At 54.9% G+C, this 13783-nt stretch carries 16 protein-coding genes; 13 read left to right on the forward strand and 3 right to left on the reverse strand.

Annotated features, from left to right (window positions below; translation table 11 throughout):
- Positions 1–8: 8 nt before the first annotated feature.
- Positions 9–497: an SsrA-binding protein SmpB gene (smpB, locus tag C7476_RS06390; RefSeq protein ID WP_112527746.1), complete on the forward strand. Its 489-nt coding sequence runs from the start codon at positions 9–11 to the stop codon at positions 495–497.
- A gap of 94 nt (positions 498–591) precedes the next feature.
- On the opposite strand, the gene C7476_RS06395 is transcribed toward smpB, so the two are convergent.
- Both C7476_RS06395 and C7476_RS06400 read right to left on the reverse strand, forming a co-directional pair.
- Positions 592–1260 (reverse strand): uracil-DNA glycosylase, encoded by a 669-nt coding sequence (locus C7476_RS06395; RefSeq protein ID WP_425373952.1) that lies wholly within the window; start codon positions 1258–1260, stop codon positions 592–594.
- The gene (locus C7476_RS06400; RefSeq protein WP_112527748.1) at positions 1257–1832 is read right to left on the reverse strand and encodes a LabA-like NYN domain-containing protein; all 576 of its coding nucleotides are present in this window, start codon (positions 1830–1832) and stop codon (positions 1257–1259) included. Before C7476_RS06400 ends, C7476_RS06395 begins: the two co-directional genes overlap by 4 nt.
- Positions 1833–2131: 299 nt before the next feature.
- Here C7476_RS06400 and rpoZ point away from each other — a divergent pair, with 299 nt between their 5' ends.
- The 12 genes from rpoZ (at position 2132) to C7476_RS06460 (ending at position 12355) form a co-directional block, all read left to right on the forward strand.
- On the forward strand, positions 2132–2530 hold the full coding sequence (gene rpoZ / locus C7476_RS06405) for a DNA-directed RNA polymerase subunit omega (RefSeq protein ID WP_114429080.1): 399 nt from the start codon (positions 2132–2134) through the stop codon (positions 2528–2530).
- Between the two features lie 161 nt (positions 2531–2691).
- A complete protein-coding gene (locus tag C7476_RS06410; protein ID WP_112551241.1) occupies positions 2692–4911 on the forward strand; it encodes a RelA/SpoT family protein in 2220 nt (739 codons plus the stop codon).
- Between the two features lie 9 nt (positions 4912–4920).
- Complete coding sequence (pyrE, locus tag C7476_RS06415; RefSeq protein WP_114429081.1) at positions 4921–5499, forward strand: orotate phosphoribosyltransferase; 579 nt, start codon at positions 4921–4923, stop codon at positions 5497–5499.
- A gap of 76 nt (positions 5500–5575) precedes the next feature.
- On the forward strand, positions 5576–6139 hold the full coding sequence (locus C7476_RS06420; protein WP_114429082.1) for a DUF2062 domain-containing protein: 564 nt from the start codon (positions 5576–5578) through the stop codon (positions 6137–6139).
- Positions 6136–6540, forward strand: a complete 405-nt coding sequence (gene acpS / locus C7476_RS06425; protein WP_114429083.1) for a holo-ACP synthase — start codon at positions 6136–6138, stop codon at positions 6538–6540. Before C7476_RS06420 ends, acpS begins: the two co-directional genes overlap by 4 nt.
- 78 nt (positions 6541–6618) lie before the next feature.
- Positions 6619–7401: a signal peptidase I gene (gene lepB / locus C7476_RS06430; protein WP_114429084.1), complete on the forward strand. Its 783-nt coding sequence runs from the start codon at positions 6619–6621 to the stop codon at positions 7399–7401.
- 7 nt (positions 7402–7408) lie between these two features.
- Positions 7409–8119 (forward strand): ribonuclease III, encoded by a 711-nt coding sequence (gene rnc, locus C7476_RS06435; RefSeq protein WP_114429085.1) that lies wholly within the window; start codon positions 7409–7411, stop codon positions 8117–8119.
- The gene (era, locus tag C7476_RS06440; RefSeq protein ID WP_114429086.1) at positions 8119–9060 is read left to right on the forward strand and encodes a GTPase Era; all 942 of its coding nucleotides are present in this window, start codon (positions 8119–8121) and stop codon (positions 9058–9060) included. Before rnc ends, era begins: the two co-directional genes overlap by 1 nt.
- 155 nt (positions 9061–9215) lie before the next feature.
- Positions 9216–9965: a DNA repair protein RecO gene (gene recO / locus C7476_RS06445; protein WP_114429087.1), complete on the forward strand. Its 750-nt coding sequence runs from the start codon at positions 9216–9218 to the stop codon at positions 9963–9965.
- Between the two features lie 183 nt (positions 9966–10148).
- Positions 10149–11555 carry a PTS galactitol transporter subunit IIC gene (locus tag C7476_RS06450; protein WP_114429088.1) on the forward strand — a complete coding sequence of 469 codons (1407 nt, stop codon included), beginning with the start codon at positions 10149–10151 and terminating at the stop codon, positions 11553–11555.
- A 20-nt stretch (positions 11556–11575) separates the two neighbouring features.
- Entirely contained in the window at positions 11576–12037 is a 462-nt protein-coding gene (locus tag C7476_RS06455; protein WP_114429089.1) for a PTS sugar transporter subunit IIA, read from the forward strand.
- 30 nt (positions 12038–12067) lie between these two features.
- A complete protein-coding gene (locus C7476_RS06460; protein ID WP_112551247.1) occupies positions 12068–12355 on the forward strand; it encodes a PTS sugar transporter subunit IIB in 288 nt (95 codons plus the stop codon).
- A 56-nt stretch (positions 12356–12411) separates the two neighbouring features.
- Here the strand turns inward: C7476_RS06460 and C7476_RS06465 are convergent, their stop codons facing one another.
- Positions 12412–13650: an MFS transporter gene (locus C7476_RS06465; protein ID WP_114429090.1), complete on the reverse strand. Its 1239-nt coding sequence runs from the start codon at positions 13648–13650 to the stop codon at positions 12412–12414.
- Positions 13651–13783 lie beyond the last annotated feature (133 nt).

Genomic DNA, 13783 nt, shown 5'->3' on the forward strand with positions numbered 1-13783 from the left:
TAAATTGCATGAACAAGCCAAAAACTGCGTCAAAACCCATCACGGTTCGCAAAATCATTGCGGAAAACCGTAAAGCGCGCTTCAATTTCGAGATTCTCGACACGCTGGAGGCTGGCATCGTTTTGCAGGGCACCGAGGTCAAGTCGCTGCGCCGCAACCAGTCGAATATTGCCGAGAGCTATGCCAGTTTCGAGAATGGCGAATTCTGGCTGATCAACTCCTATATTCCGGAATATCTGCAGGCCAACCGCTTCAACCACGAGCCCCGGCGCCATCGCAAGCTGTTGATTTCAAAGCGGGAAATGTCGCGGCTGGCGCAGTCCGTGGATCGTGAGGGGATGACGGTCGTGCCGCTGAAGCTCTACTTCAACGACCAGGGCCGGGCCAAGCTGGAGATCGCCGTTGCGCGCGGCAAGAAGTTGCATGACAAGCGCGAAACCGAAAAGCAGCGCGACTGGAACCGCGAGAAATCACGGTTGATGAAAGAGCGCGGCTAGCTCCGCTTTATCTCTCCCCCTTGCGGGAGAGAAGGTGATTTCAGCATCTTAGCGTTTGCTAAGTGCTAGAAATCACAAGAGAGGGGATTAAAAATTACCCAGCAATATCATCAAGATAGCCTCTGACCTCTGCAAACACACCCTTGAACATCTCCGTCGTCAACCGGCCGGTATTGGTGTTGTAGCGCGAGCAGTGATAGCTCGAAAAGATCCGGACATTGCCGATGTCGGATTGCCCGCCATGGTTGAAGGGAAACTTCGCCACGGGCTGGCCAAAGGCCCGGATCGTCGATTGGTGCGCGATGGTTCCGAGGGTGACAATGGCGCGCAAATTGGTGAATTGTTCGATGGTCGGGGTCAAAAACCGCCGGCAATTGCTGATTTCGCCGCCAACCGGCTTGTTTTCCGGCGGAACGCAGCGAACCGCATTGGTGATGGCCGTATCGATCAGTTGCAGGCCATCATCGGGGCGCGCTGCGAATGTACCGCGCGAAAAACCATATTCATTCAATGTGTTATAGAGAAGATCGCCGGCATAATCGCCGGTGAAGGGCCGGCCCGTACGGTTGGCACCACGCAGGCCGGGCGCCAGACCAACGATGAGCAGCCTGACCGATTGAACGCCATTGACGGGCAGGAAGGTCGGTACAGGCGCGTTGTGCCAGCCTGGCTCCTTCATCCGCCATTCGGCGATGAAATCATGCAGGCGGACACATATGGGGCAATCGGGAGAGGGGTCGACGCTCAAACCCGTTGCGATCAATAATCGACCTGTTCTTCTTCAACCCGCGGCCGCGGCGCCCGTTCGGATGGCTCACGCCCGATCTCGGCCCGGAGCGATGTCAGATCGATGAAATGATCGGCCTGGCGGCGCAATTCGTCCGAAATCATCGGCGGCTGCGTCGACAGCGTCGAAACGACGCTGACCTTGCGGCCTTTTCGCTGCAGCGCCTCGACCAGCGAGCGGAAGTCGCCGTCGCCGGAAAAGATAACGAAATGATCGACGGTATCGGTGAGTTGCATGGCATCGACAGCAAGTTCGATATCCATATTGCCCTTGATCTTGCGGCGGCCGGCAGAATCCGTGAATTCTTTTGCAGGCTTGGTCACGACCTTATAACCATTATAGTCGAGCCAATCGATCAGGGGCCGAATTGAAGAATACTCTTGGTCTTCGACCAGCGCGGTGTAGTAATACGCACGCAACAGATAGCCGCGTTTCTGGAAGGCTGAGAGCAGTTTGCGGTAATCTATATCAAATCCGAGTACCTTGGACGCTGCGTAGAGATTTGCACCGTCGATAAACAGGACGATTTTTTCGCGGGGATCAAACATAATAACGTTCCATTTCAAAAATCTGAGCTTCAATTTCAAATCAGCTGGAGAATAACAAAGCCCGATCTGATCTTATACGAAAGTTGAATATTTAATTACGTCGGGTTGCGCCAAAAGCCAAGACCTCGATTGAAGATTTGTATATGTTTTTGGACATAAGTGCTCAACAATCGGTGAGGTACCACACTGGATTCGTTCCATGTACCGCGAACTTGCAGCGCTTTTGCTTGTTTTTTGCGCGCAAGCACGTTATGTCCCCATTAATCCGCTAATTCAGTTAAAAATGAAAGGGGCAGTTTATGGCCCGCGTCACTGTTGAAGATTGCGTCGACAAGGTTGAGAACCGTTTTGAGCTGGTTCTGCTTGCCAGTCACCGCGCGCGCCTTATTTCGCAAGGTGCAGCGATCACCATAGATCGCGATAATGATAAAAACCCGGTGGTTGCTCTGCGTGAAATCGCAGAAGAAACACTTTCGCCCGGCGATCTAAAGGAAGATCTTATTCATTCACTGCAGAAGCATGTGGAAGTCGATGAGCCGGAAGCAGCCGCTGTGCCGCAGGTTACTGCTGATAGCGATGTGACCGAGACTGTCGAGACCGATGTCGACGACAATGTTTCCTTCGATTCGATGTCGGAAGAAGAATTGTTGGCGGGTATCGAAGGGCTGGTAGCCCCCGAGAAGAGCGACGACTACTAAGAGACCTGTTTAAACGTCTCTACATCAAATCTCTTTTGATGCGTCGCAGTCTCTGCGGCGCATTATTTTTGCGTGTTGGTAACGCAATAACCATATAGGCGGCATAACAATTCTATCTTCGACCAAATTCTGTTTGTGTGTAACTCCGGAGACCCCCATCCATGATGCGTCAGTATGAGCTTGTCGAGCGTGTGCAGCGTTACAAGCCTGACGTCAACGAGGCGTTGCTCAACAAGGCCTATGTTTATGCCATGCAGAAGCATGGCCACCAGAAGCGTGCATCGGGCGATCCGTATTTTTCCCACCCGCTGGAAGTCGCTGCCATCCTGACAGACATGCACCTCGACGAGGCGACAATCGCCATCGCCTTGTTGCACGATACTATCGAGGATACCTCGGCGACACGGCAGGAAATCGACACATTGTTCGGCCCTGATATAGGGAAACTTGTCGAGGGGCTGACCAAGCTGAAAAAGCTCGATCTTGTCTCGAAAAAGGCTGTTCAGGCTGAGAATCTGCGTAAACTGCTGTTGGCGATCTCTGATGATGTGCGCGTCTTGCTCGTCAAGCTCGCAGATCGCCTGCACAATATGCGCACGCTTCACCACGTGCCCGAAGACAAGCGCCTGCGCATTTCCGAGGAGACGATGGATATCTATGCTCCGCTGGCGGGCCGCATGGGTATGCAGGACATGCGTGAGGAGCTGGAGCAGCTCGCATTCCGGTACATTAATCCTGAAGCTTTCAACGCAGTCACCAATCGGCTCGCGGAGTTGATGGAGAAAAATAAGGCGACGCTGAAGCAAATCGAAACCGATCTTTCCAGCCTGTTCGAAAAACACGGCGTCAAGGCCAGCGTGAAAAGCCGGCAGAAGAAAGCATGGTCGGTGTTCCGCAAGATGGAGAGCAAGGGCCTTTCCTTCGAGCAGCTATCGGACATTTTCGGGTTTCGGGTCGTCGTCGATACGGTTGCCGATTGCTACAACGCCCTCGGTATCATCCACACGACCTGGTCGATGGTTCCGGGCCGGTTCAAGGACTACATTTCGACACCGAAGCAGAACGATTACCGTTCAATTCATACGACCATCGTTGGGCCATCGCGCCAGCGCGTCGAACTGCAGATCCGTACCCGCGAGATGAACGACATTGCCGAATATGGCGTCGCAGCGCATTCGATCTACAAGGATCGCGGCAGTGCACAGAATCCCCACGTCATTTCGACCGAAACCAACGCCTATGCTTGGTTGCGCCAGACTATCGAGGCGTTGGCGGAAGGCGACAATCCGGAAGAATTTCTCGAGCATACCAAGCTCGAATTATTTCAGGATCAGGTTTTTTGCTTCACGCCGAAGGGCCGCCTGATCGCGCTGCCGCGCGGCGCCACACCCATCGATTTTGCCTACGCTGTACACACAAATATTGGTGACAGCTGCGTGGGCGCCAAGGTCAATGGCCGCATCATGCCACTGATGACCGTTCTGCATAACGGCGATGAAGTGGAGATCATCCGCTCCAAGGCACAAACACCACCCGCCGCGTGGGAATCGATCGTTGTCACGGGCAAGGCGCGGGCTGCCATTCGCCGCGCCACACGACTGGCTGTGCGCAAGCAGTATTCAGGTCTCGGCATGCAGATACTTGAGCGGGCGTTCGAGCGGGCAGGGAAAGTCTATTCGCGCGACGAATTGAAAAAGGGTCTGCCACGGCTGGCGCGCAAGGAGATCGACGATGTTCTGGCTGCAGTCGGCCGTGGTGAATTGCCATCGTCCGACGTGATGAAAGCGGTCTATCCGGAGTATCAGGACGCCAAGCCCAAGCCGAGTGCTCCCGACCGCGAGGAAGGTTGGGTGAATTTCCGCAACACTTCCGGAATGATCTTCAAAATGCCGGAAGGTGCGGAGGCCGCTGGTCTGGAACCGGGCGGACCGAACGCCCTGCCGATCCGAGGCGCTAGCCCGGATATGCCCGTGCACTTCTCGCCTGAAGGCGCGGTTCCCGGCGATCGGATCGTCGGAATTCTTCAGCCGGGCGCAGGAATGACAATCTATCCGATCCAGTCCTCGGCGCTGATGGCTTATGATGATCAGCCGGAGCGTTGGATCGATGTTCGGTGGGATATAGATGAGAGCCGCCGCGATCGTTTCCCGGCCCGCATAAACATTTCGGCGATCAATGCGCCGGGATCGCTAGCTGAAATTGCGCAGATCATTGCTGAGAACGAGACAAACATCCATAATCTTTCGATGGTCCGTACAGCCCCGGATTTCACGCAGATGATCGTTGATCTCGAAGTGTGGAATCTCAAACATCTCAACCGGATATTATCAAAACTTAAAGAGAGCAAATGCGTCAGCGATGCGCAGCGCGTTAGCGGATAGAGAGGCGGAATGAATACAAACGAGGTTCTGGAAGTGTTTCGCGAAGCAGGGGCGGTCTTGGAGGGCCATTTCATCCTGACATCAGGTTTGCGCAGCCCGATCTTCTTGCAGAAAGCCCGCGTCTTCATGCATGCTGACAAGACGGAACGTGTCTGCCGCGGCCTCGCGGAAAAAATCAACGGCGCCGGACTTGACCAGATTGATTATGTGGTTGGTCCTGCCATCGGTGGTATCATTCCTGCCTACGAGACATCACGGCATCTGGGTGTTCCCGCGATCTGGGTCGAGCGTGAAAATGGTATTTTCAAGCTTCGTCGCTTTGATATTGCCAAGGGCGCGCGCGTCGTCATTGTTGAAGATATCGTGACGACAGGGCTTTCGATCCGTGAAACTGTGACTTGCCTGCAGGAATTGGGCGCGAATGTGCTGGCAGCAGCGTGCATTATCGACCGGTCCGCTGGAAAAAGTGATGTGGGAGTGCCGTTGATAGCGCTGGCGGAATATGAAGTGCCGGCCTATCCTGCTGACGACCTTCCGCCTGAACTTGCCGCAATTCCGCCTGTTAAGCCCGGTAGTCGCAACATCTGAATGAACTAAATGAACCAAAGCGCATTTGACACATTCAAAGTATAGGTTGCTTTGGTGCAGAGGGACTTGAATAGAAATGCTTTTCAAGAGGCGTAAAGAACCTTGCCTGCGGGAACGGCTGCGCGTGGCACTTTGGCCCCGCCGTTCGGTCGGTCGGTCTTTACGCTATTTCGGCAAGCGCGTCCTAAGACTTCGAGCGACACCCCACGCTATCGCGACTGGTTTTGCATGCGGCATCTTCGCTGCATTCATTCCGCTTCTCGGCATCCATATCGCTGTTGCCCTGACCATAGCCTGGTTGATCGGAGGCAACGTTGCCGCGGCAGTTATCGGGACAACTCTGGGCAATCCTTTGATACTGCCTTTCATCTGGGCCGCGACGCTGGAAGTCGGGCGTTTCGTTCTGAGTGGCAGTCTGACTGGGGAACCCTTGCCTCCGCATCTCGGCGCAATGCTCAGGCATCTGGATTTTCTCGTTCTGTGGCAACCATTGATCAAGCCCATGCTGATCGGAGCCGTTCCGCTCGGTCTCGTCGCAGCGCTCCTTATCTATTTTCCGGTACGCTGGACAGTTGCAAAGTTCCAGCATCGGCGGCACAAGGCTGCATTCCGCCTGGAAAAGGCGATTGAGCCGACATGATCATTGGAATCGGCAGCGATTTGATCGATATCAGGCGTATCGAAAAGACGCTCGAACGGCACGGCAGTCGCTTTGTGCAGCGGGTATACACTCCGATTGAACAGGCCAAGTCTGACCGCCGCAAAGAGCGTGCAGCTTCTTATGCCAAACGCTTTGCTGCGAAGGAGGCCTGCGCCAAGGCTCTGGGCACAGGTCTGTCACGCGGTGTGTTCTGGCGCGACATGGGCGTCGTCAACCTGCCCAGCGGTGCACCCACCATGCAACTTACAAATGGAGCGGCGGAACGGCTCTCGGCAATCACTCCCGCCGGCTGTTCCACACGAATTCATTTGACCATCACCGATGATTTTCCCCTTGCACAAGCATTTGTGATTATCGAAGCGCAGAGAATCGAAGAATAGCCGTAATCAAACGGCATTGAGCGGCATTGCCCCCCGCGCGTTCAGCGGTTAAGAGGGGGCACATTGATTTTTGGAGATATGAGACACGTGAGCGACAAAGCTGTTGTGAAGAATTCTGGTGGTCTTGGTGAGACGATCAGCGTCATCGTGCAGGCGCTGCTGCTCGCCCTGGTCATCCGGACGTTGCTGTTTCAGCCCTTCAACATCCCATCGGGCTCGATGAGGCCGACCTTGCTTGAAGGCGATTATCTGTTCGTCTCGAAATTCTCCTACGGTTACTCCAAATATTCAATTCCCTTTGCACCAGATCTGTTTTCGGGCCGCATCTGGAGCGGAGAGCCAAAACGTGGTGATATCGCCGTGTTCCGCAAGCCCAATGACACGTCGCTGGACTTCATCAAGCGCGTTATCGGACTGCCGGGTGACAAGGTCCAGATGCGTGGTGGTGTGCTCTACATCAATGACATGGCCGTACCGCGCGAGAAGGTTGGCCAGATCGACAATCCCGACGTGACGGAAGTCAACCGGCCCGTCGACGTTTATCGTGAAACGCTGCCGAACGGCATCACCTACGATACGCTTGATCTGACGCCGAATGGCCTCGGCGATGACACGCGGGAGTTTATCGTTCCAGCGGGAAACTACTTCATGATGGGCGACAACCGGGACAATTCGAGCGATAGCCGTTTTGACGTGGGCTATGTGCCGCTTGAGAATTTCGTTGGCCGCGCCAACCTCATCTTCTTCTCGATCGCCGATAAAGCAAGTCCGTTAGAGATTTGGCGCTGGCCCTCGGACGTTCGCTTCGGCCGCCTTCTGCATAGCGTCAACGGCGCTCCAAACTCCGTCCAGAACAATTGATGAGCCAATGAGCCTGTCCGCCGACGCCGTTCGCCGACTGGAGGAAAAAACCAGGCATACTTTTCGCGATCTCGGTCGTCTGGAGCGTGCACTGACACATGCAAGCGCACGCCCGTCAGCCGGGTCCGACTATGAACGCCTCGAGTTCCTGGGCGATCGCGTTCTCGGCTTGGTGATCGCCGAACTGCTATTCAGGGCCTATCCAACCGCGACGGAAGGAGAACTGTCCTTGCGGCTGAATTCCCTCGTCAACGCCGATACCTGTGCGTCAGTTGCTGACGAGATTGGTCTGCATGAGTTCATTCGTACTGGCTCCGACGTGAAGGGCCTTGCGGACAAACGGCTTAAAAGCTTGCGCGCCGACGTGGTTGAATCGCTGATCGCCACGATTTATCTGGACGGCGGACTGGAAGCGGCGCAACCTTTTATCGAGCACTATTGGGATGCCCGCTCGCGCGAGATCAATTCGGCGCAGCGCGATCCGAAAACGGAATTGCAGGAATGGGCGCACCAGCAGAATGGCGCTCAGCCATTTTACAGCGTGGTCGACCGCACAGGCCCCGATCACGATCCACAGTTTACGGTGAAGGTCGACGTCAAAGGCTTCGATCCCGCGACCGGCATGGGCCGTTCGAAGCGCATTGCCGAACAGGAAGCCGCGGTTGCGTTGCTTTATCGTCAAGGCGTTCGTAAGAAAACGCAGGAAGAAGAACCATAATGACCGAACAAGAACAGACAACAGAAGCTGATGCAAAGCCCGATGTTCCTACCCGCTCGGGCTTTATCGCTTTGATTGGCGCGCCGAATGCCGGCAAGTCAACGCTGGTCAACCAGCTGGTCGGAAGCAAGGTGTCGATCGTTACCCATAAGGTGCAGACGACGCGTGCACTTGTGCGCGGTATCGTCATTCACGAGCAGACGCAGATGGTGCTGGTCGATACACCCGGTATCTTCAAACCAAAACGCCGTCTGGACCGCGCAATGGTCACGACTGCCTGGGGCGGTGCCAAGGACGCCGATCTCATTCTGGTGCTCATCGATGTCGAGCAAGGGATCGACGAAGAGGCCGAAGCCATTCTCGGCAGTCTCCATGAGAAGAAACGCAAGGTAATCCTCGTCCTCAACAAGGTGGATCGTATCGAGGCGCCGAAGCTTTTGGAACTGGCACAAAAGGCCAATGAAAAGGTCAACTTCGACAAGACCTTCATGATTTCAGCGCTGAAGGGTTATGGGTGCAAGGATCTGTTGAAATACCTTGCCGACAATTTGCCAGAAGGTCCGTGGTATTACCCGGAGGATCAGATCTCCGACATGCCCATGCGGATGCTTGCAGCAGAAATCACCCGCGAAAAGCTCTATCTGCGCTTGCACAATGAACTGCCTTATTCGTCGCACATCGAGACTGAGAGCTGGGAAGAAAAGAAGGACGGCTCTGTTCGCATTCAGCAGGTGATCTATGTCGAGCGCGACAGCCAGAAGAAAATTGTTCTGGGACACGAGGGGCAAGCAATCAAAGCCATCGGCCAGGCCGCGCGCAAGGAATTGATGGAAATCCTCGAGCAGAAGGTGCATCTCTTCCTTTTCGTCAAGGTTCGCGACAACTGGGGCAATGACCCTGAGCGTTACCGCGAAATGGGCCTTGAATTCCCCAACTCATAGCGCCAGTCTTGAGAGACTATTGAGAATTCAGCCCGATGAGTCAGTTGGTGTGATTTTCGAGAACCGGAGCGCAGCGGACTTATTGGTCCGTGAGCACCGGGAGCGCAGAAAACTGCATCAGATCGCCATCGGGGTGGATTGGCAAGGGTCTCTAAATGGAATGGCGTGACGAAGGTATCATCCTTGGAACAAGGCGGCACGGGGAAACCAGTGCTATCCTTGAATTGATGACGCGCGAACACGGCCGCCACATGGGACTGGTGCGGGGTGGGCGTTCTCGTCGCATGCAACCGCTGTTGCAGGCGGGTAATCGCGTGGACGTCATCTGGCGTGCGCGCATAGATGAACATCTCGGCATGATGCAGGTCGAGCCTGTCAGTTTTTCCGCTGCGCGATTGATCGAACAGCCGGTGGCGCTTTACGGACTGCAGCTCGCGGCGTCGCATCTGCGGTTGCTCCCCGAGCGCGATCCGCATCAGAATTTGTTTGAAACGCTGGCAATCATCCTCGAACATTGCGAAGATACATTGATCGCTGGCGAACTGCTTGTGCGCTTCGAAGTGATGATGCTCGAGGAACTGGGTTTCGGTCTGGATCTGAAACGCTGCGCCTCCACGGGCACCGATCAGAACCTGACCTATGTATCGCCGAAATCCGGACGTGCAGTCTCACGCGATGCGGGAGCGCCGTGGGCGGACAAGCTGCTCGCCATGCCACCATTCATGGTCAACTCGAGCGTGCGCGCTGCATCGCTTGCCGAAATCGTCGCTGCGTTCCGGCTGACCAGCTTCTTCTTCACCCGGCATGTCTGGGAACCCAGGGCACAAAGGCCGCCTGAAGCACGCGACGGCTTTCTGAATGCTGTTGCCAGATCATTGTCGAATTCGGCAATTTGCCCCTCCTAGACCAACCAATTCATCTAAAACTTGTTGAAAAGCTGCAACTTTTGGGTCTGAATTTCGCCAAACCGTGTTCTGTCGAAAGTCATGCGTTGACTTAGCAAATTGCATATGAATACACATTGATGCATTGCAGAATACAAATGTTCTGTGATGTGCGGTCGAGGAGGACTGCGGGGGAGGAATTGAATGGATACTATCTTGACCGGCTTGAAAGCCGCCGTCGACGCGATGGGACCGACCGTTCTGTTGCCAATTGTAATTTTCATCATTGCGCTGGTTTTGGGGGCGAGACCGGGCAGGGCGTTCCGGGCTGCCGTTACAATCGGCGTCGCCTTCATCGGTATCAATCTGGTTCTCGGGCTGATGCTCACGTCGATTGGCGATGTCGCCAAGGCGATCGTCACCAATACTGGCATTCATCGCGACATTGTGGATGTTGGTTGGCCATCGGCCGCAGCGATCGCCTTTGGATCGTCCGTAGGTCTGTGGGTCATCCCGATCGCCATTGTGGTCAATATAGCGTTGCTGTTGACGCGCCTTACCCGCACGTTGAATGTCGATGTTTGGAACTTCTGGCATTTTGCATTTATAGGCTCGCTCGCCGTCGCAGCAACCAACAGCCTCACTTACGGCTTGATCGTTGCGGCGCTGATGGTTGCGCTCTGCCTGCTGTTTGCGGATTGGTCCGCCAGGGCAGTACAAAAATTCTATGGAATCCCGGGTATTTCCGTGCCGCATCTGGCATCCGCGCAAATTCTTCCGATTGCGATCGTGCTCAATTGGATCATCGATCGCATCCCCGGCATCAACAAGATCGAGCTCAACACCGAAACCTTCGAACGGCGTTTTGGTGTTTTCGGTGAGCCGGTCATTCTCGGTCTGATCATCGGTCTCGTGCTTGGCATCATCGCCTATTACAATGCTGGTGATTTCGGCGTAGTGCTCACGAAAGTGCTCCAGACCGGCATGACACTGGCAGCTGTCATGCTGCTGCTGCCACGCATGGTGAAAATCCTGATGGAAGGCCTTTTACCTGTTTCCGATGCCGCGCAGGAATTCGTGCGTAAACGTACCGGCGACCGCGAACTGCTGGTGGGGCTCGATTCCGCCATCCTTATCGGCCACCCCGCAGCAATCTCGTCATCGCTTATTCTTGTGCCGATCGCGATCATTTTGTCGATCATTTTGCCTGGAAACCGCGTCATCCTGTTTGCTGATCTCGCAGTCATTCCGTTCCTTGTCGCCATGACTGCGCCACTTCTCAAAGGCAATGTCTTCCGCATGGTGATCGTCGGTACTGTCACTCTGGCTGTCGGCTTTTACGTCGCAAATGCCCTTGCGCCGCTCTTCACCGCCGCGGCCCAGTCGTCTGGCTTCCAGATGCCCGCAAATGCAGTGCAGATCACCAGCGTTGTCGATGGCTTCCTGTGGATACCCTATGTCGTTATCGCTCTTATCCAGAATCTCGGCGCTGCAGGGCTTGCGGTGCTGGCAATTGTTATTGCCGGAGCCTTCTGGGCCTATCGACGCAACACAGCGGCGTGGGAGCGTGCAGCAGGTGCCGATGATCTCGGGACAGATGAAACCGACTAGAGCACCAGTGGAGTAGATGAATGGCGCAAGCCTTGATGAGCTATCTTGATCCCGGGGCGATTGTCCTCGGGCTCAAGGCCGCGACAGACCAGGATGTCATCCGCATCTTGGCAGATCGATTGTCAGCGCTGGGATATGTCAAACCAAGCTTCGCCGATGCTGTAATCGCCCGTGAGGTCATGTTGCCTACGGGCCTGCCGCTCGGCGGTGATAACAACGTAGCGGTTCCACACACGGATCCTGAACATGTTCTGAGGCCCGGTTTGGCACTGGCAACGCTGGTGGAACCGGTGTCGTTTTCCAATATGGAAGATCCGGATGAGAAGCTGCAGGTCAGCGTGGTTTTCCTGATGGCCCTCAATGACAAGGACAAGCAAATTGAAATGTTGCAGGAGATCGCAGGCACAATTCAGTCACCTGAAATTATTTCGGCGCTGATTCTATCCAAATCGGTGGAAGACGTGTCCCGCCTTCTGCGATAGGTTTGCATTAAAAAATTAGGGAGGGAACTTATGACTCGGCAGAAAACCGTGCTTTTTGCATGCGGAACGGGTATTGCCACGTCGACAGTGGTTGCGCATGCGGTCGAAGATGCAATGAAGGAGCGTGGTATCCGCTTCAATTCAAGGCAGTGCAAGACAACGGAAGTGGCAGGACAGATCGATGATGTCGATCTCGTCGTTACAACAGCACAGCTGCCAAAGGATCTTGGCAAGCCTGTCATCACCACACTGGCTTTTCTGACAGGCATCGGTAAAGCGGAAGCGCTCGACAAGATTGAAGCTGTTCTGAGAGACTGAGGCCGGAAACCTGCACCAACAAATCCGCCGTTCGTTAGCTTGAACGGCAGATTTGTCTATTCCGCCGGCTGGAGGGCAGGGCGCGCCGCGGCAGTCTCTTCAATCGGCCAATGGACGATCGCCGCAAATATGCCCAGTGCGACTCCAAGCCACCAGACCGGATCATAACTGCCGAAGTGGTCATAGAGGTAGCCGCCGAGCCAGACACCCAGGAACGAGCCGATCTGGTGCGAGAAAAACACGATGCCGCCCAGCATGCCGAGATAGCGCGTGCCAAACATGATGGCCACGAGTGAATTTGTCGGTGGTACGGTCGAAAGCCACATCAATCCCATGAGGATCGCGAATACAATGACGGAAGTTCCTGTTTGCGGAAGAAGTAAAAAGGCCGTGACCAATATCGAACGACCAACGTAGAGAAACGCCAGAAATTTCGGCTTGGAATAGCGTTGGCTGATCACGCCCGATGCAAGTGAACCGATGATGTTGAAAAATCCGATAAGTGCCAGCGCCAGTACCGCGTAGGTAGCATCGATGCCAATGTCGCCCAGATACGCAGGAAAATGTGCGGTGATAAACGCCACCTGAAATCCGCAGACGAAGAAGCCCGTCGTCAGTAACAGATAGCTCTTGTGTGCCAATGCTTCCTTCAATGCCTGGCCAATCGACTGCTTGTATTGAGCCTCCTTGGTTCTGCCGCTTGAGGAATTGCCGCGCAGAGGTACGGCAAGGACCGGAACGATCAACATTGCCAGGCCGAGATAGACCAGCGCATCCGACCAGCCAAACCGATCGATGAGGCCTTGACTAATCGGTGCAAAGACGAACATGCCTGCGGAGCCTGCCGCTGTGCCGATACCGAAGACGAAGGTCCGGCTGGCTGCCGAAACATTACGCGCAAAGGCCGATAGAATGACGCCAAAGGAACCCGCGGCAATGCCAAGGCCCACGAGGACCCCGCCGCCGAGATAGAGAATGCCCGGCGAGGTGGCCCAAGCCATCATAACCAGGCCGCTCGAATAGAATAGCGCGGACAGAAGCAGCACGCGCCACGTGCCATACTTGTCGGCGATCGCGCCAAAGAATGGCTGTCCGGCACCCCAGAACAGATTCTGCAGCGCCATGGCCATGCCGAACGTACTTCTGTCCCAACCTTTCTCAGCAAGCATCGGCAGCTGGAAGAATCCCATCGCGGAGCGGGGCCCGAATGTCAAAAGCGCAATGAGACAGCCGGCAATGATGATGAGCCATGGCACGCCGGACTTTTCGACGACACTTGCTTCGTTCTGCGGCATGGCTGTCTCCTTTTACAGGAGCCGCAGGATTATCTCATTTGTGATCCCAATCAATTGAATTGAGTTGATTGGTACATAAATGAGTTTGATGAGTAGCTCGGGTCCTGACCTGGAGTAAGTAAAGGATTGATTT

The sequence above is a fragment of the Phyllobacterium bourgognense genome, from assembly GCF_003337575.1.
In the GTDB taxonomy this organism is placed as follows: Bacteria; Pseudomonadota; Alphaproteobacteria; order Rhizobiales; family Rhizobiaceae; genus Phyllobacterium; species Phyllobacterium bourgognense.

Coding starts and splice junctions, on each gene's coding strand:
- smpB (WP_112527746.1), top strand. CDS start 9: ATGAACAAGCCAAAAACTGCGTCAAAACCCATCACGGTTCGCAAAATC.
- C7476_RS06400 (WP_112527748.1), bottom strand. CDS start 1,832: ATGTTTGATCCCCGCGAAAAAATCGTCCTGTTTATCGACGGTGCAAAT.
- rpoZ (WP_114429080.1), top strand. CDS start 2,132: ATGGCCCGCGTCACTGTTGAAGATTGCGTCGACAAGGTTGAGAACCGT.
- C7476_RS06410 (WP_112551241.1), top strand. CDS start 2,692: ATGATGCGTCAGTATGAGCTTGTCGAGCGTGTGCAGCGTTACAAGCCT.
- pyrE (WP_114429081.1), top strand. CDS start 4,921: ATGAATACAAACGAGGTTCTGGAAGTGTTTCGCGAAGCAGGGGCGGTC.
- C7476_RS06420 (WP_114429082.1), top strand. CDS start 5,576: ATGCTTTTCAAGAGGCGTAAAGAACCTTGCCTGCGGGAACGGCTGCGC.
- acpS (WP_114429083.1), top strand. CDS start 6,136: ATGATCATTGGAATCGGCAGCGATTTGATCGATATCAGGCGTATCGAA.
- lepB (WP_114429084.1), top strand. CDS start 6,619: ATGAGACACGTGAGCGACAAAGCTGTTGTGAAGAATTCTGGTGGTCTT.
- rnc (WP_114429085.1), top strand. CDS start 7,409: ATGAGCCTGTCCGCCGACGCCGTTCGCCGACTGGAGGAAAAAACCAGG.
- era (WP_114429086.1), top strand. CDS start 8,119: ATGACCGAACAAGAACAGACAACAGAAGCTGATGCAAAGCCCGATGTT.
- recO (WP_114429087.1), top strand. CDS start 9,216: ATGGAATGGCGTGACGAAGGTATCATCCTTGGAACAAGGCGGCACGGG.
- C7476_RS06450 (WP_114429088.1), top strand. CDS start 10,149: ATGGATACTATCTTGACCGGCTTGAAAGCCGCCGTCGACGCGATGGGA.
- C7476_RS06455 (WP_114429089.1), top strand. CDS start 11,576: ATGGCGCAAGCCTTGATGAGCTATCTTGATCCCGGGGCGATTGTCCTC.
- C7476_RS06460 (WP_112551247.1), top strand. CDS start 12,068: ATGACTCGGCAGAAAACCGTGCTTTTTGCATGCGGAACGGGTATTGCC.
- C7476_RS06465 (WP_114429090.1), bottom strand. CDS start 13,650: ATGCCGCAGAACGAAGCAAGTGTCGTCGAAAAGTCCGGCGTGCCATGG.